The 17,671-nt window shown below is 51.6% G+C and carries 16 protein-coding genes; all 16 read left to right on the top strand.

Annotated elements, in window-relative coordinates:
- Nucleotides 1-201 precede the first annotated feature (201 nt).
- The 16 genes from PUQ60_RS07970 to PUQ60_RS07895 all read left to right on the top strand — a co-directional run bounded on the left by PUQ60_RS07970 (nt 202) and on the right by PUQ60_RS07895 (nt 17,528).
- Entirely contained in the window at nt 202-1,092 is an 891-nt protein-coding gene (locus PUQ60_RS07970; protein ID WP_273379939.1) for a sugar ABC transporter permease, read from the top strand.
- Nucleotides 1,082-1,906: a carbohydrate ABC transporter permease gene (locus PUQ60_RS07965; protein ID WP_022360021.1), complete on the top strand. Its 825-nt coding sequence runs from the start codon at nt 1,082-1,084 to the stop codon at nt 1,904-1,906. The genes PUQ60_RS07970 and PUQ60_RS07965 overlap by 11 nt, the downstream gene beginning before the upstream one ends.
- Before the next feature lie 42 nt (nt 1,907-1,948).
- Nucleotides 1,949-3,097 carry an ABC transporter ATP-binding protein gene (locus PUQ60_RS07960; protein WP_273379941.1) on the top strand — a complete coding sequence of 383 codons (1,149 nt, stop codon included), beginning with the start codon at nt 1,949-1,951 and terminating at the stop codon, nt 3,095-3,097.
- 78 nt (nt 3,098-3,175) lie between these two features.
- Nucleotides 3,176-3,979 carry a sugar phosphate isomerase/epimerase gene (locus tag PUQ60_RS07955; protein WP_273379943.1) on the top strand — a complete coding sequence of 268 codons (804 nt, stop codon included), beginning with the start codon at nt 3,176-3,178 and terminating at the stop codon, nt 3,977-3,979.
- 150 nt (nt 3,980-4,129) lie between these two features.
- The gene (locus PUQ60_RS07950) at nt 4,130-4,396 is read left to right on the top strand and encodes a hypothetical protein (RefSeq protein WP_107001749.1); all 267 of its coding nucleotides are present in this window, start codon (nt 4,130-4,132) and stop codon (nt 4,394-4,396) included.
- A gap of 45 nt (nt 4,397-4,441) precedes the next feature.
- Nucleotides 4,442-5,536 carry a hypothetical protein gene (locus tag PUQ60_RS07945; RefSeq protein WP_273379947.1) on the top strand — a complete coding sequence of 365 codons (1,095 nt, stop codon included), beginning with the start codon at nt 4,442-4,444 and terminating at the stop codon, nt 5,534-5,536.
- Nucleotides 5,537-5,751: 215 nt separating this feature from the next.
- Nucleotides 5,752-6,351: a spore protease YyaC gene (yyaC, locus tag PUQ60_RS07940; protein ID WP_118570566.1), complete on the top strand. Its 600-nt coding sequence runs from the start codon at nt 5,752-5,754 to the stop codon at nt 6,349-6,351.
- Between the two features lie 191 nt (nt 6,352-6,542).
- Nucleotides 6,543-7,853, top strand: a complete 1,311-nt coding sequence (locus PUQ60_RS07935; protein ID WP_273379949.1) for a LysM peptidoglycan-binding domain-containing protein — start codon at nt 6,543-6,545, stop codon at nt 7,851-7,853.
- 72 nt (nt 7,854-7,925) lie between these two features.
- Nucleotides 7,926-9,209 (top strand): DUF5711 family protein, encoded by a 1,284-nt coding sequence (locus PUQ60_RS07930; RefSeq protein ID WP_273379951.1) that lies wholly within the window; start codon nt 7,926-7,928, stop codon nt 9,207-9,209.
- A gap of 46 nt (nt 9,210-9,255) precedes the next feature.
- Nucleotides 9,256-11,241 (top strand): transketolase, encoded by a 1,986-nt coding sequence (tkt, locus tag PUQ60_RS07925; protein ID WP_022360014.1) that lies wholly within the window; start codon nt 9,256-9,258, stop codon nt 11,239-11,241.
- Between the two features lie 229 nt (nt 11,242-11,470).
- Nucleotides 11,471-12,415: an ROK family glucokinase gene (locus PUQ60_RS07920; protein ID WP_273379954.1), complete on the top strand. Its 945-nt coding sequence runs from the start codon at nt 11,471-11,473 to the stop codon at nt 12,413-12,415.
- Between the two features lie 371 nt (nt 12,416-12,786).
- On the top strand, nt 12,787-14,451 hold the full coding sequence (locus PUQ60_RS07915) for a putative manganese-dependent inorganic diphosphatase (protein WP_273379959.1): 1,665 nt from the start codon (nt 12,787-12,789) through the stop codon (nt 14,449-14,451).
- Nucleotides 14,452-14,545: 94 nt separating this feature from the next.
- Nucleotides 14,546-14,821: a type II toxin-antitoxin system HicB family antitoxin gene (locus PUQ60_RS07910; protein WP_107001743.1), complete on the top strand. Its 276-nt coding sequence runs from the start codon at nt 14,546-14,548 to the stop codon at nt 14,819-14,821.
- A gap of 12 nt (nt 14,822-14,833) precedes the next feature.
- Nucleotides 14,834-15,520 (top strand): flavin reductase family protein, encoded by a 687-nt coding sequence (locus tag PUQ60_RS07905; protein ID WP_337376146.1) that lies wholly within the window; start codon nt 14,834-14,836, stop codon nt 15,518-15,520.
- A complete protein-coding gene (locus PUQ60_RS07900) occupies nt 15,517-16,053 on the top strand; it encodes a shikimate kinase (protein ID WP_022360009.1) in 537 nt (178 codons plus the stop codon). The genes PUQ60_RS07905 and PUQ60_RS07900 overlap by 4 nt, the downstream gene beginning before the upstream one ends.
- Nucleotides 16,054-16,247: 194 nt before the next feature.
- Complete coding sequence (locus PUQ60_RS07895) at nt 16,248-17,528, top strand: DUF1576 domain-containing protein (protein WP_022360008.1); 1,281 nt, start codon at nt 16,248-16,250, stop codon at nt 17,526-17,528.
- Nucleotides 17,529-17,671 lie beyond the last annotated feature (143 nt).

The following is a 17,671-nucleotide window of genomic DNA, read 5'->3' as shown; positions in this document are numbered from 1 at the left end:
GGGGTTGTTGCGGAATAGCAGAACGTGTTTTGGCAGAATGGACTGTGTGCAGATAAGACGCAGGAAGCGGCCGGAGCGCGAAAGAGCTGTTTGGCGGCAGCCCCTTCATAAAATGCAGGCTCAGAGTCTTTCCAACACCTGCTGTTGTGGCTGGGCAGGCGCCGAAAGATTCCGAGCGTACATTAGAATGGAGGAAATAGTTTGAATCGGGAGGACAAAAAACAGGCAGCGCTTGGATATGTTTTTTTGCTGCCGTCGCTCGTCATGTTTGCGGTATTTATGTTTTATCCGCTTTTTTACACGCTGTATTTGAGTTTTTTTGAATGGAACATGGTAAAGCCGGTCAAGAAGTTTGTGGGACTGGGGAATTATATTTCCGTTTTGAAGGATCCGAATACATGGAAAATCTTTGGCAATACATTCTGGTACATCGTGATTCTTCTGGTGTTTAACTTTGTGATGCCGTACATTTTATCATTCATTCTTTCGTGCGTCATCAAAAAGGGACAGAGTTTTTACAAGGCGGTCTTTTTCCTGCCGAGTGTGATTTCGCTGGTCGTCGGCTCGATTCTGTATACATGGATTCTGAATCCGATTTCGGGTCCGGTCGCGATTGTGGCAGGCTGGTTTGGGCTGAAACTGCCGTTTTGGTCGAAAACGGAGGGCTGGGTCATCGCGGTACTCTGCATTATCACGACCTGGAAGACGTTTGGCTACAATTTCATCAACATTCTGGCGGGAGTCTCCGGTGTCTCAATGGAGATCATCGAGGCGGCGCGTCTGGAAAATGTGCCGATGTGGAAGATTTTTAAGGATATCGTCGTGCCGATGAGTTCTGCAACTGGAATCTATGTGTTTATTACGACGATCGTGCAGGGACTCCAGTATGTGTTCACGCCGATCAAGGTCGTCACACAGGGAGGACCGAACTATGCCAGCTCGAACCTGATTTATATGTCGTACCATGAGGCGTTTACACTCTATAAAACAGGAACTTCTTCGGCGGTATCGGTCATGACGATGGCACTCTTTATCATTCTTTTGGTGCTGGAATTCCGGTTTGTAGAAAAGGGGGTTTACTATGAAAACTAAAGACAGACAGATCGGCTGGCATCTGTTTCTGGTGGTGGTCGTTTTCCTCCTTCTGATGCCGATCGTATTTGCAATTTCCAACTCTTTTAAGACGATGCAGGAGGCGTTCAACACAGTTTTTCAGGTAATTCCGCTGCATCCGACGCTGGAAAATTACCGGCATGTATTTGACAAACTGCCGTTTGTGAAAATCACGCTGAATACGTTTCTGATTGCATCGACGGTCACGATTTTTAAGACAATCACGGGACTTCTGGCGGCGTATGCGTTCGTCTATTTCCGGTTTAAGGGAAAAGGATTTTTGTATTTTATTATGTTAAGCACGCTGTTCATCCCGTTTACGGTCACGATGATTCCAAATTATCTTCTGATCTCTAAGATCGGTCTGCGCGATCGCATCTGGGGCGTCGCACTGCCGCAGCTGGCGGATGTGCTGGGAATTTTCCTGCTGCGCCAGGCAATGCGTGGAATCCCGCTGGCACTCATTGAGGCGGCGCGGATGGAAAATATCCGGCACATGAAAATCATGCGCGACATTGTGATTCCGCTGGTGCGTCCGTCCATCATTTCCACCGGCATCATTTTCTTTATCAATTCGTGGAATGAATATGTGTGGCCGGTGCTGATCTTAAAATCCAAGGAAAATTATACGCTGTCGCTGGCATTGCAGATGTACATCAGTGCCGAGGGCGGTACGGAATTTACGATCGCGATGGCGGTGTCGGTGCTCACGATGCTGATTCCGCTGGTACTGTATATCATTTTCCAGCGCTATATCATCAATACATTTGCGGCGTCTGGATTGAAGGGATAACGGGAGATTGCGCTGGACATAAGAAAGGGATAGATTAATTCAATGAAAAATATTGTATTTGAAAATGTTAAAAAGGCGTATGGCAAAAATGTGGTCGTGGAGGACCTCTGCATGGAGGTAAAGGAGGGCGAACGCCTGATTTTATTAGGTCCGTCCGGCTGTGGAAAATCGACGACACTTCGCATGATTGCGGGACTGGAAAATGTGACTGCCGGAAACCTGTGGATGCGCGACCAGGTGGTAAATGATGTGCCGTGCGGCGAGCGCGGTGTCTCGATGGTGTTTCAAAACTATGCGCTGTTTCCGCATATGAGCGTCAAGAATAATATCATATATGGTTTAAAAGCACACAAGATGGATGAGAACGAGATCAATGCGCGCTTAAAAGAAGTCCTCAAAATGCTGGAATTGGAAGGGCTGGAGGATCGGAAGCCGAAGGAGCTTTCCGGCGGACAGCGCCAGAGAGTGGCATTGGCGAGAGCCGTGGTAAAGCGCGCCGACTATTTCCTTCTGGACGAGCCGCTGTCAAACCTGGATGCACAGCTTAGGATGCGTGCGAGAAAAGAACTGGTAAAAATCCATGAAATGTACCACCCGACGTTAGTCTACGTTACGCACGACCAGATCGAGGCGATGACGGTTGGCGATCGGATCGCGCTCATGTACCGGGGCAAGATGGAAATGCTCGATACCCCGTCACACGTGTACAATCGTCCGGCAAGCGTGTTCTGTGCGAAGTTTATCGGTTCGCCGTCCATGAATATCGTGGAGGCGGAATATCATAACGGGGCGCTTGTCATCGGGAAACAGAAGGTAGAACTTCCGGGTATCTGGCAGCGGATCGCCGCGCAGTGCCCGTCGGGACTGCTGTACGCCGGTGTCCGCCCGGAACACGTGCTGATGAGCCGCACCCCGCAGGAGCGGTCGATCGAGGGCGTGGTCCGTTACGTGGAGGATTACGGAAACCGGTACGGTGTTTATATTCAGGTCGAGGGAGACAAGAACGAGCTGATTGCCATCCGCGAGGGCGAGATTCCGCAGCCGGGTGAGAAGGTATACATCCATGTGGAGACGGAAAAGCTGCATCTGTTTGACCGCGGGACGGAGAAATCGCTCGGTTACCCGGAGATGGTGATCCGCGCACAGGAAAAGCTGGCGGTGCCGAAATTGGAAAAGGCGATCGCCCAGTAAGAATAGAGATAATAGAGCGAAAAAAGTGTTTTCAAAACAAGATTCTGAACGTATATTTTGAAGAGGAGACATGCAATCATGAAAAAAATTCTTATCAGCACTAATATGTATAAAGGCAGCGAGTTCGGTCAGATCCTTCCGTACCTCAAACGGTTTCCAGGACAGGTGGGTGTCGAGGTGTTCCCGATGTTTCATGAGGAATGCTTTGAGAAGAACCTGCGGGACGCCATGCCGCTCTTAAAGGAAGTCCCGGTCAGCTTCCATGGTCCATATTATCAGGCAGAGCATTCGGCAGCGGAGGGGACTGTAGAGTATGCGCGCACGATGGAGCTGCTTGAAAAGACGCTTTCGTATGCGAAAGAGCTTTCAAGCAAATATCTCGTTTATCATCACAACAACTGCCGCATCATACCGGGCGAGAAGGAAGACCGTGTCCGCGTTTCCTGTGAAAATTATTACACCGTGAAACAGCTGTGTGAGGAGGCGGGGACCCGGGTGGTCGTGGAGAATGCCGGAGTTCTGGAGCGCGGAAACCGTCTCTTCGATGAGCAGGAATTTATCGATCTGTGCCGCCGGGAACAGTATGCGGTGCTTATCGACATCGGGCACGCCTGGGCGAACGGCTGGTCGCTTAAGCGGGTCGTAAACGCGCTGGCGGACCAGATTGTGGCGTACCATCTCCACAACAACGACGGTGTCCACGACAGCCATCAGAGGATTCATGAGGGAACACTTGATTTTGACGGTTTCTTAAAACTGGCAAAGCAGGCGACGCCGGATGCCGAGTGGGTCATGGAGTATGCGATGGACGTTTCTGGAAATGTGCGGGGGATTGAGGAAGATCTGCAGTTTCTTTTGAAAATGGGAAGTGCTGCACGATGACACAGTGGCAGTGAATTTTGCCGAAAAGCCCCGCCTTGTCAACTCTTAAAAAAGCTGATATACTGGACATAAGATTGTGAGAAGAGATGTCCGGAGAGAACATCCGGACACGGTAAAAATGAAATTTGACAGCGGGAAAGGAACGGCAGGATGTTTCGTCTTTGGGGAAAAATGATGAAGGAAAACCGGATGCTTAGGGATATTGTGATCAGCAACGGTGATTATACAATGTCGAGAACGGCGATGGTGTTTGACGCGATCGACCAGATTTGCTATGCCTTTGATCTGGGGCATCCGGTCTGGCTGGATAAGACGATCGAGGAGTTCAAACGCCACGATAAGGCGCGTTTTACCCAGGACAACTTTATCGAGAGCATCGATTTCGATTATCTGGAGATACAGGTGCTGGAAGAATAAAGGGCAGGCAGCCGTTACAAAAAGACAAAGACCGGGAGGGGCGAGATGGCACAGGCGATAACGGATGTGAAAACATTTCTGGAAGACGCCAGACAGGCAGTGGTGGAGCTGGCGGAGTTTGAAAAACAGGAGGAGACGCTTGCTCAGGAAGAGAAAAAGCGTCTGCGCGTGCTGGAGACGGAGCGGAAAGCGGTGGCGGATGCCGTGAATTCGACCGTGAAAAAGCGCCGGGATGAGATTGAAAAAAGCTATGACGATGAGCTTGGGAAGCTGCAGGATAAGCTGAAACGCACGCGGACACGCCGCGAAAAGGCGAAAAACCAGGGCATCAAAGAGCGGATTAAGGAAGAAACGCAGGAGCTTCACGCGCACAACCGAGAGCTTGCCGTGCGGATGCGGACGCTGTTCCAGTCGGATCGTGTTCCATTTGTCTGCAAAAGTCCACTGTACTATGCGCTGTATTTCCCGAGGGGATTCAAAGAATTTCTGACGGTGTTGATTACTTTTGCGATCTGTTTCCTGTTGATCCCGTGCGGCATCTACAAGCTGCTTCCAGAACAGAAGACTTTATACCTGGCGATGATCTACGGCGTGGATGTGGTTGTTTTTGGCGGACTGTATATCCTGATTGGAAACTGGACGAAGGATCGCCATCTGGCGGCGCTGCAGGAAGGACGTTCGATCCGCAGTCTGATCGCGGCGAACAACCGCAAGATCGCGGTGATCACCTCCTCGATCCGCCGGGATCGCAGTGAAGCGCTCTACGATCTGGAAAAATACGACGATGAGATCTCCCAGATGGAGCAGGATCTGGAGGAGACGGCGAAGAAGAAAAAGGACGCATTAAACACCTTCGAAAATGTGACAAAAACCATCCTGACTGATGAGATCACCGGCAACAGCCGTGCAAAGCTCGAACAACTCAAAGAAGCCCATCAGGAGGTCGAGAGCCGCCTGCACTATACTGAGACGGTAATCAAGGAAAAGAGAATCTTTATCACAGATACCTACGAGTGCTACTTAGGCAAGGAATTTTTGAATCCAGAAAAGTTGGACGCGCTGAAACATATTCTGGATAACAGCACAGCCGTTAATTTAAGCGAGGTCATCGCAGAGTACCGCGAACGCGGCGGAAAGTAAACTGTGGAAATTATTTCATAAAAATAAATAATTAGATATAGGAACAACCAGAAAAAAGATGTGACACCGGGCGCTGTAAAGCTACCTTCTGTCACATCTTTTTTCGTCCGTGTATATATCCTTCAATTTTCGCATAATTTCCTGCCACCCCGCCTATAATAAAGGTAAAACAACCCCTGTCCAACAGGCAGGGAGAAAACAGGACGGTGTGGGAGATGAACAGACGGGGACGCAGCCGGTTCGGTGGCAGTCCGGAGATATATTACTACAATTCAGCCCGCCGGGACGCGGTGGGAGAGCTGGCAGGGCAGTTAAGTGGGCTGATTCAGGAAGAAATGACCCGAAGGCATAAAAAGAAACTGGTTTTCCTCTGCATCGGCACGGATCGTTCGACCGGAGACAGTCTGGGACCGTTGATCGGATATAAACTCAAACAGGAACGGCGGCGCGGTACGCTGGTATTTGGAACACTTGATCGCCCCGTGCACGCGATGAACCTGGAACATTACGTGCAGGTTTTAAAAAATGGCTACCCGGATGCACTGGTGGTGGCGGTCGATGCCTCGGTTGGAGATGAAAGCCACGTCGGCTATGTCACGTTAGGGCGCGGGTCTTTAAAGCCGGGGCTTGGCGTCTGCAAGGAGCTTCACGCGGTCGGAGATCTCTTTATCACCGGCATCGTGGCGGGCTGCAGCCATTACGATCCGATGATGCTGCAGAGTATCCGCCTGGCACTCGTCATGCAGCTGGCAGACTGCATCAGCGCGGGGATCGGGCTTGTCGAAAATTTTTGCCTGGATGCTGCCTCCGTTTGACAAATTTTGCATGCAATCGGCGTTATGATAGGCGGAAAGAAATTCATCATACTCCTGAAATTACGGAAAATCATGTTACTGTATTTGAGCAGGTATTTTCAGCACTGAAAATGCTGCACGGTGCAGCAATCAAATCATGGAAGCAAGTACAGACCCGGTTTCAGGAGAATCTATCATAGCGGGGTGAACATATGGGAGAATATTCTGGTTCCCGCGCAGAACTGCCGAAAAATATCCGGCAGATCGGCGAGCGGGATGAGGTGGTTCGGTTGTATGTGGAAGATTATGTAAACACGTATTTGAAACAGGTATATCCATCCGGCGGACCGGGACTCCGGGTCGGGCTGCTGCTCGGAAATTCGGATCCACAGCAGGAGGTTCCGTGCCTCTTTGTGGACGGGGCGCTGGAGATGGAGGAGGTTGTGCCGTCCGGGGAGAAGATTGTCTTTTCGGAGGCGGCATGGAAAAAGGCATACCAGCGGATGGAGGAGACATTTCCAAAAAAGACCGTGCAGGGGTGGTTTATCTGCGGCGCGCCGGGGTGTATGTTAAGTCCCCTGACCTACTGGCGGCTGCACAAGCAGTATTTCGGTGGGAAAAACCAGCTCATGTACATAAACAGCGGTGTGGACGGTGAGGCGGCATACTATGTGATGTCGGAGGACGGGTTTTACCGTTTGAAAGGATATCATATATATTACGAGAAAAACCAGATGATGCAGGACTATATGATTCTGCGGAAGGACGCCCGCCGGGTGGAGACAGGCACCGGCGATCGGGTGATCCGCGATTTCCGTAACCGGATGGAAGAACGGCAGCAGGAGGCAGCGTCGCGTTACGGGACGATCCGGGCGCTGGGGACGCTGTGCGGCGTGCTTTCGGTCGCGGTGCTTGCCGGCGGCGTGGTGCTTTTCGGCAATTACCAGAAAATGCGCGAGATGGAGAGTGTGCTGGTATCCGTCCTCCCGGATGGTGTGCGGGGCACTGCGGACGGGAAAGAGGCGGTCACGGTGGAACAGCTCCGCGGCAGTGTGACGCCGCTTGAGAGCGGCGAGGCCGGCGCGGATGTGGATGCAGACGGAACAACAGCGGAAAACGGAGGACAGGCGCATAAATGGACACTTGAGAGCGCGGCGGATGGAGATACAGAGGGCACTGCCATAGCAGGCAGACAGAATGGACAGGCTTCCGGTGGGCAGAGCGAAGAGAACGGAAAAGTGGCGGAGACGAAAGCCCCGTACATTTTGCCGGAGCCGGAGGCACAGCGCGACCTGCCGAATCCGGGCGGCAATTCGACGGCGGGACAGGACTATCCGGTCACAAACTTGAAGCCCGGCGGCACGTACACGGTCGGGGACGGGGAGACGCTCTATGGGATCTGTTTTAAGCTTTATGGCAATATCCGTCATCTGGACGATATCCTTGCGGTCAACCATCTGACCGATGAAAACCGCATTATCGCAGGGCAGACACTGGTGCTGCCGGATGTGTCCGGAGAATAGCAAAAAGATAATGCCAAACCATCTAAAATAGTGTATAATCAAGATGGCAGTCCAGCTACAGGAGATAAAAAAATGAGTGAGATGAACCCGATTGAACGGGAACAGAAGAAAAAGCAGCTGAGAGGGCGTGTGATCGACACCGCCACGCAGGACATGTTTCCCCGCCGGGGCATAAGCCACGGAGAAAATGAGGAAGAGGTGGCGGAGAAAGCCGAGCGCCATTCCAGACGGAAACGTCTCCGCAGGGTGCTGACGGCGGTGTTAATCGCGGCGCTTTTGGCGGCTGGTTTTATGTATTATAAAGATAACCATGCCTACACGGACTATACGGTGGCGTGGGAAAAAGAGATTGCGGCGAGTGAGAGCAGCACGACGGAATTTGTCCCGTTTGGGGAAAATGTACTGAAATACACGAAGGACGGAGCTTCCTATCTGGACAAGACCGGCAAGGCGGTCTGGTCGATGAGTTATGAGCTGAAATCACCGATCTGCTATGTCAACGGCGATTATGCCGTGATCGGGGACCAGCAGGGCAATGATATTTATATTGTGGATAAGACCGGAAGCCAGGGACAGGCGACGACGCTTCTGCCGATCCTGCGCGTCAGCGTATCGGCATACGGCATCGTGGCGGCGCTGGTGGAGGACAGCAATGCTTCGTATGTGACCTTTTTCAAGAAAGACGGCAGCGAGCTTGACTGGGCGATCAAGACGGTTATGTCGGGAAATGGTTACCTGATGGACGTTTCCTTATCGCCGGATGGTACGCAGGTCATGCTTTCCGACTTGTATCTGCAGGACGGGGCACTCAAAAACCGGATTGTATTTTACAATTTCTCCGAATATGGAAAGAATTATCCAGACCGTCTGGTCGGAGGTTTTGATGAGCTGGGAGACAGCATCTGTCCGCGCGTCCGGTTTCTCGACGAGGATCACGCGTGTGCATTTGCGGATGATCAGGTGGCATTTTTCTCTTTGGAAAATGTAACAAGCCCGGCGCTGGTGCGCCAGGCGGAGATCGACGGGGAAGTCCGCGGCGTGGCATGGTCGAAGGACTATGTGGCGGTCATCTCGGACAACACCGAGGGCGGAAGTGAGAGCCGTTTGAGCATGTTTAAATCCGATGGAACCGCTATGGGTACGGCAGAGTTCTCGTATTCGTGGCGTAACATAAATATACAGGGCGATTTCGTCATCCTAAATAACGAAAATTCCTGCCGGGTCTACAGTCTGTCCGGCAAGGAGCGGTTTGCCGGGGAGTTTGATTTCTCTGTGGCGCAGGTAACACGCGGCCGCGCGTTCAATTCACTGATTATCAGCGGCGGCGACCGGATGCGCGAGATCCGCCTCAAATAACACACGTTTAGTTTTTAAAATTAAGATACATAGCAGGAGGTTACTTATGAATCAGATTGACACATTATCCGTAAACGCGATCCGGATTTTATCCGCAGACGCAATCCAGAAGGCAAATTCCGGTCATCCGGGACTTCCGCTGGGATGTGCAGCAGCGGCTTATGAACTGTGGGCACATCATATGAACCATAACCCAGCTAACCCGAAGTGGGAGAACAGAGACCGTTTCATCTTATCCGGCGGTCATGGTTCCATGCTGCTGTACTCTCTGCTGCACCTGTTTGGCTACGGAAATCTTTCCAAAGAAGATCTGATGAACTTCCGCCAGTTAGATTCCAAGACTCCGGGACATCCGGAATATGGTCATACCGTTGGCGTTGAGGCGACGACCGGTCCGCTGGGCGCAGGTATGGGTATGGCAGTCGGCATGGCGATGGCTGAGGCACATCTGGAAAGCGTATTCAACAAAGAAAACTATCCGGTAGTTGACCATTACACCTATGTATTGGGCGGCGACGGATGTATGATGGAAGGCATTTCCTCTGAGGCATTCTCTCTGGCAGGTACCCTGGGACTTTCCAAGCTGATTGTTCTCTATGATTCCAACCGCATCTCCATCGAGGGAAGCACCGACATCGCATTCCGTGAGAATGTACAGGAGCGTATGCAGGCATTTGGTTTCCAGACGATCACTGTAGAAGATGGCAATGATATCGACGCGATCGGCAAGGCGATCGAGGCTGCAAAGGCAGATACCGAGCATCCGTCCTTTATCACCATCAAGACGCAGATCGGCTTCGGCTGCCCGGCAAAACAGGGCAAGGCGAGCGCACACGGCGAGCCGCTGGGCGTGGAGAATGTGGAAGCACTCAGAAAGAACTTAAATTGGCCGAGCGAAGAGCCGTTCTTCGTACCGGAAGAGGTATACAAAAACTACTCCGAGATCGCAGAGCAGAAGGCAGAGGTAGAAGCTGCATGGAACGTGATGTTTGCCGCTTACTGCGAGGAATATCCGGAGATGGAAGCGCTCTGGAACCAGTATCACAATGCAAAGGCGGGCGAGGCGCTGAAAGATGACGCCGGATTCTGGGCAAAACAGGAGAAACCGGAAGCAAGCCGTGCGATCTCCGGACGCCTGATCAACTACATCAAGGATGTTCTGCCGAACCTGTTTGGCGGTTCTGCTGACCTGGCACCGTCCAACAAGACCAACATGAAGGATGCGGGCGACTTCTCCAAGGAGGACAGAGCTGGACGTAACCTGCACTTCGGTGTCCGCGAACTTGCGATGGCAGCGATCGGAAATGGCATCATGCTGCACGGCGGTCTGCGTGCGTATGTATCGACCTTCTTTGTATTCAGTGATTACTGCAAACCGATGGCAAGACTGTCTGCACTGATGGGCGTGCCGCTGACCTATGTATTTACGCATGACAGCATCGGCGTTGGCGAGGATGGACCGACCCATGAGCCGATCGAGCAGATGGCAGCGCTGCGTGCGATGCCGAACTTCCATGTATTCCGCCCGTGCGATGCGACCGAGACAGAGGCAGCTTGGTACAGTGCTGTTACTTCCGAGCACACACCGACCGCACTGGTGCTGACCAGACAGAATCTGGAGCCGATGGCAGGCAGCAGCCGTGAGGCATTAAAGGGCGGCTACATCATCGACGACTGCGAGGGCACACCGGAGTTAATTCTGATTGCCAGCGGTTCCGAGGTAGCTCTGGCGGTTCATGCAAAAGAGACTCTGGCAGCAGAAGGTCAGAAAGTCCGCGTAGTCTCCATGCCGTGTATGGATCTGTTCGAGGAGCAGAGCGAGGAGTACAAGGAGTCCGTACTTCCGAGAGAAGTACGCCGCCGTGTAGCAGTAGAGGCGCTTGGAAGCTTCGGCTGGGACAAGTACACCGGCTTAGACGGCAAGATCATCGCGATGGAAAGTTTCGGCGCCAGCGCACCGGCAGGGCTTCTGTTCAAGAAGTTCGGCTTTACCGTTGAGCATGTGGTAGAGGTGGCTAAGAGCCTGAAATAATGCTGATTTTGGTAAAAAAATAAGATAAAAGACAGGCACCTGTCTGTCGGCAGAAAAGAATGCGGTACCGCTTAAGCAGAAATGCGCCTTTCTCCGGCAGGCAGGTGTATTTTGCTTTCCAAACCTTGCAAAACGGGGATGCATTGCGTATAATAAGAGCCAGCGCAGAAAAAAGATGAGGGCATAGAAGAAAGGCTGTCAGTGCAGCCGTAAGGGAAGGGATCCAGACATGGAAAAAAAATGTATTGGGATAGACGTCGGCGGAACGACGGTTAAGATTGGTATTTTTGAGACGGACGGAACGCTTGTTTATAAGTGGGAGGTTCCGAGCCGCAAGGAAGAGAATGGGGCGTACATTCTTCCGGATGTAGCCGCTTCGATCAGGAAGAAATTGAACGAGCGGGGAATTCCGATGGATGCCGTGATCGGCGCAGGCATGGGATTTCCGGGACCGGTGCAGCCGGACGGCTATGTGGAGGTCTGCGTCAACTTAGGATGGCGCGATCTGAACCCGCAGAAGATTTTGAGTGAGTTATTAGATGGAATGCCGGTCCGCTCCGGTAATGATGCTAATGTGGCGGCGCTCGGCGAGATGTGGCAGGGCGGCGGCAAGGGCTGCCATGATATCGTGATGGTGACGCTGGGAACCGGTGTCGGCGGCGGCGTGGTACACGATCAGAAGATCGTTGCAGGACGCCACGGACTGGGCGGCGAGATCGGTCATATCCATATCCGCGAGGGCGAGAAAGAAACCTGCAACTGCGGCGGACACGGCTGTCTGGAACAGGTAGCGTCCGCGACCGGTATCGCCAGGGAGGCGAGACGGAAGATGGCGGCAAAGCCGGATGCATCGCTGATGCGTGCCTACGGTGATGCGATCACCGCAAAAAATGTGCTGGATGCGGCAAAAGCCGGGGATGCACTGGCGTTGGAGGTTATGGACACCGTGTGCTATTATCTCGGATGGGCGCTGGCGACCATTTCGATGACCGTGGATCCGGAGATTTTCGTCATCGGAGGCGGCGTATCCAAGGCGGGGACTTTTTTAACAGATTGGATTGACCGCTATTACCGCGAATTGACCCCGATCTCTGAGAATAAGGGCGAGGTCCGCCTGGCAACATTGGGAAATGATGCAGGTATCTATGGGGCGGCAAGACTGATCTTAGATTAGGCGCCTTGTTTTGAGTGACAGAGTGCAGGGTAAATGGTCTGGACGTTTGAAGGAAATAGGGATAGAAAAACGTTCAGATATGCCGAAAAATGCTGTAGACAAGAGGAGACCCCGGAGCGGTCAAGCATCCGGGGCAATTATGAAAAATCTATGTGCAAAATCACTATAAAACAAATTTGAAAAGTGAAATCTTTTATGCTTTTAGTATAAAAATAAGATATGAATAAAATATGAACACCGTGTAAACAGATTATGAAAATTGGCGATTTTGTACAAAAAAGTTTCATGAATCAGAGGTTTCTCTATCAAAACAGAGGATAGAAAGAAAAATGGCAGAATTTGCAGCGCACGGTGCGAATCAGGAGGAAAAAATGGCAGCAGAAAAAGCAAAGAAAACGATTGTAATTGGACATAAAAACCCGGATACGGATTCGATTTGTTCTGCAATCGGCTATGCGAATTTCAAAACACTTCAGACGGGCGGCGAATATGTACCGTGCCGTGCCGGAGAACTGAACCCGGAGACAACCTTCGTACTGGATTACTTTAAGGTAGATGTGCCGAAACTGATTAAATCCGTCAAAACGCAGGTCAAGGATATTGAGATCCGCGAGACGCCAGGTGTTTCCAAGAATATTTCCCTGAGAAAAGCATGGAACCTGATGCAGGAGGACGGTCTGGTAACACTTCCGGCTGTTACCGATAAGAATATACTGGAAGGTCTGATCACAGTCGGCGATATCACCCGTTCTTATATGAATGTATACGACAGCAGCATTCTTTCCAAGGCATGCACCCAGTATGCAAATATCATCGAGACCCTGGAGGGCGCGATTTTTGTTGGCGATGAGAAAGAGTACTTTGATAAAGGAAAAGTCCTGATTGCGGCAGCTAATCCGGATATGATGGAATATTATATTGAAGAGAACGACCTGGTTATCCTCGGCAACCGCTATGAGTCGCAGCTGTGCGCGATCGAGATGGGTGCAAGCTGTATCATCGTGTGTGAGGGCGCTGGCGTTTCCATGACGATCAAAAAACTGGCACAGGAGCGCGGCTGTACCGTCATCACAACTCCGTATGATACCTACACGGCAGCCCGTCTCATTAACCAGAGTATGCCGATCAGCTATTTCATGAAGACTGAGAAGCTGATCACCTTCGATACAGATGATTTCATCGATGATATTAAGGATGTGATGGCAAGCAAGCGTTTCCGTCATTTCCCGGTACTCGATAAAGAAGGCAAATACAAAGGCCTGATTTCCCGCCGTAACTTACTGGGTGCGCGCGGCAAGAACGTGATTCTGGTCGATCACAATGAGCGCGGTCAGGCGGTAGACGGCATCGAGAATGCCAATATCCTGGAGCTGATTGACCACCATCGTCTGGGTACTGTGGAGACGGTCGGACCGGTCTTCTTCCGTAACCAGCCGCTCGGCTGTACGGCAACGATCATCTTCCAGATGTACCGCGAACAGGGGCTGGAGATCGACAAGACCATCGCAGGTCTGCTCTGCAGTGCGATCATCTCCGATACGCTTCTGTTCCGTTCTCCGACCTGCACACCGATGGATCGGGCGGCAGCGGTTTCTCTGGCTGAGATGGCAGGCATCAAGCTGGATGAGTTCGCAAACCAGATGTTTGAGGCAGGCAGCGAGTTAAAGGGCAAGAGCGATGCAGAGATTCTGTATCTGGATTTCAAGAAATTCTCAGCTGGAAAGACAAACTTCGGCGTCGGTCAGATCAACTCCCTGAATGCAGAGGAACTTGGAAAGCTGAAGAACCGTATGCTGCCGTTTATGGAGAAGGCGCGTGAGGACGAAGGTCTGGATATGATCTTCTTTATGCTGACGAATATCCTGACGGAGACGACCGAACTTCTCTGTGTTGGACAGGGGGCGGCACAGGTTGTGGCAGATGCGTTCCACGTAGGTGATGCAAATGAAGAACTGAAGCAGACGGCAACACTGCCGGGCGTTGTTTCCAGAAAGAAACAGCTGATTCCGGCACTGACAGTGACACTGGAGCAGTAAATCAGGTGACAGTGCGCGGACGGGATTGTTTCATACGGAAAATCCAGTGATAGTTCGTGCAGGGCAGGAAGGTCGGACGGAAAGGAAGGATACCATGACATTTGTATATCCGGCGGTTTTTACGCCTAAGAAAGATGGAAAAGGGTATGATGCATATTTCCCGGATTTGGAGTGCTGCGAGGCGGAAGGTCCGGATCTGGAAGATGCGGTGGAAAATGCGCGGGAGGCAGCGTACAACTGGATCAGCCTGGAGCTGGAGGAAGAGGGCGATCTGCCGGCACAGACGCATATCGATGATATGAGCCTGCCGGAAGGAAGCATGGTGAAACAGATCATGGTCCGGATCAAACTTCTCCCGGACAACGATTAAGAGGATATAGGGATGGCACAGAAGAGAGCGGCTGGAAAGCCAGAAGAGCGTCGCCGGGGAGGAGCAAGGCAGAACCCGGAAGGACAGTTGAAAAAACGGGTGGAGACCCGGAACACTCCGGGACCGCGCGCCCAGTGGAAGCCGGGCAATATGATTTATCCGGTTCCGGCGGTGCTGGTCACAGTGGCGGACGGCGAAGGAAACAGCAACATCATCACGATTGCCTGGACGGGCACGATCTGTACGAACCCGCCGATGGCGTACATTTCGGTGCGCCCGGAGCGCTATTCTTACCATATGCTGCGGGAGAGCGGTGAGTTTGTCATCAACCTGGCGACGGAGTCGATGGCGTATGCGACCGATTACTGCGGCGTCCGCTCCGGCAGGAATGTGGATAAATGGAAGGAGACAGGGCTCACACCGGTTCCGGCGCAGACGGTGAAAGCGCCGGTGATCGCCGAAAGCCCGGTCGCGATCGAGTGCCGGGTGACCGAAGTCAAGGAACTGGGGTCACATCATATGTTTCTGGCAGAGGTAACGGGTGTCAGCGTGGACGAGCAGTGGCTCAACGAGCGCGGCAGCCTGGAGCTTGCAAAGGCGGAACCGATTGTGTATTCGCATGGCGGCTATTATGGGCTTTCAGAGCTTCTTGGAACATTTGGATGGAGTGTAAAGAAAAAGAAGAGGTGCCAAAGATGAAAAATAATGTAACCCTGATTGGTATGCCGTCCGCAGGAAAGAGCACGGTCGGAGTGCTTTTAGCAAAGAGACTGGGCTATTCCTTTATAGATGTGGATTTGCTGATTCAGGAACAGGAAGGTAAGCGTCTGCGCGAGATCATCGAAGAACAGGGACTGGACGGATTTCTCGATGTGGAGAATCGCGTCAACGCGGGGGTGGAAGCCGAGCAGGCGGTCATCGCACCGGGTGGCAGCGTGATCTACGGAAAGGAAGCGATGGAACATTTAAAATCCATCGGACTGGTTGTCTATCTGAAAATTACTTATGACGAGCTGGTAAAACGCGTCGGCGATGTCAAGGACCGCGGCGTGGCGCTGAAAGACGGCATGACACTTCTGGATCTCTACCATGAGAGGATCTCGTATTTTGAGAAATACGCGGACATCACGATCGACGAGGAAGGTAAAGAGCTGGGGGCGGTGGTTGATGAGCTGCGCGAAATATTGGAAGAGCGCGGTTATGTGCTGGGAAGTGCGCCGGAGGAAGAGTAACAATTTCACATGAGAATGGGGGCAGCCGGTTCTGCCGGACGGGTTTCATAACGGGTTACAGTGAGAAAAAATCAGTTGCAAAACAGTTGAAAATCCAATACAATAGAATAGTAACCATTTTTATAGAATGTTAACAGTCGGGGTGCAAAGATGCGGAATCTTTTTTGCATCCCTTTTTTGAAAGGTGTGCGTATATGACTACAGTGAAATCTTTGTCCAGAGAGATGAAATTCTTTCTTCTGGCACTGATTCCGATCTATTTCATTTCAGTGGGGCTGATTATACAGCCGTTTGATTCCATTGTGACTGGTATCTATGAGATCATATGGGAGCCGGATTTCCTGATCACCGATTATATTGCGGTCGGCGGCATGGGAGCCGCGTTTGTCAATGCCGGGATGATGGCGCTTATCAGCATCTACTTTGTCTATAGTCTTGGGATGGAGATGGACGGGCATACGATCACGTCCTGCTGTCTGATGTTTGGATTCTCTTTGTTCGGAAAAAATCTGATGAATATCTGGGCGATTTTTCTGGGTGTATTTCTCTATGCCAAATATCATAAAATGCACTTATCCAACTATATTTATGTCGGCATCTACGGAACGAGCCTGTCTCCGATCATCACACAGCTGATGCACGTGGTGGAGCTGCCGATCTGGCAGCGCTTCTGTGTGACGATTCTGGTGGGAATCTGTATCGGATTCGTGCTTCCACCGCTCGCGACGCATTCTCACTATGCCCATAAGGGATATTCCCTTTATAATGTGGGATTTGCCTCTGGCATCATTGCGACGGTCCTGGTCTCCACGTTTAAGTCCTTTGGAATTGAGACGGAGGCGCGTCTTATCTGGTCCTCCGGCAATGATGCGATGCTTTTAGGGCTGCTATTTGTCCTGTTTGCAGGCATGTCGGTGGTGGCAGTGCTGTGGCGCGGAAAAGATACACTTTTAGGGTATGAAAAACTCCTTGGGACAACGGGAATCGGCGGTACCGATTACCTGCTGGAATTGGGCGGTGCGGTGACGCTTCTCAACATGGGACTCAATGGTCTGTTTGCGACCTTCTTTGTGCTGGCAGTCGGCGGAAACCTAAATGGACCGACGATCGGCGGAATCTTTACCATCGTTGGATTCAGTGCGACTGGAAAACATTTGCGGAATATTTTCCCGATCATGGCGGGCGTCTGCATTGCGAGTACCGTCCGGGCGTGGGATATCACGAATCCGTCGGCACTTCTGGCGCTGCTCTTTTCCACGACGCTGGCGCCGATCGCCGGAGAGTTTGGAATTTTATGCGGCGTGTTAGCCGGTTTTCTGCACGCGTCGGTGGCGCTCAATGTCGGGATCGTGTATGGGGGCATGAACCTCTATAACAATGGATTTGCGGGCGGTATCGTCGCAATGTTCCTGGTGCCGGTGATCCAGTCGATCCGCGACCGGAGGGCGCGGGCGAAGGGAGATCTGTCGCTGTAAGATTTCCTCTTTTTAATGGAATCTTAACACGAAAGAGGCATAGAGATATTGTATCATTATAAAAACACCACATTTATGATACCTACTAAATAGGTAATTGCGAAACTCAAAATTGAAATATAAGAGCAGTTATCCACAATAAA

Origin of the sequence: Clostridium sp. AF02-29, assembly GCF_934835585.1 — a bacterium.
In the GTDB taxonomy this organism is placed as follows: domain Bacteria; phylum Bacillota; class Clostridia; order Lachnospirales; family Lachnospiraceae; genus Otoolea; species Otoolea fessa.
Note: the sequence above shows the minus strand (reverse complement) of the source record. Positions and strands in the feature narration are given on the sequence as shown.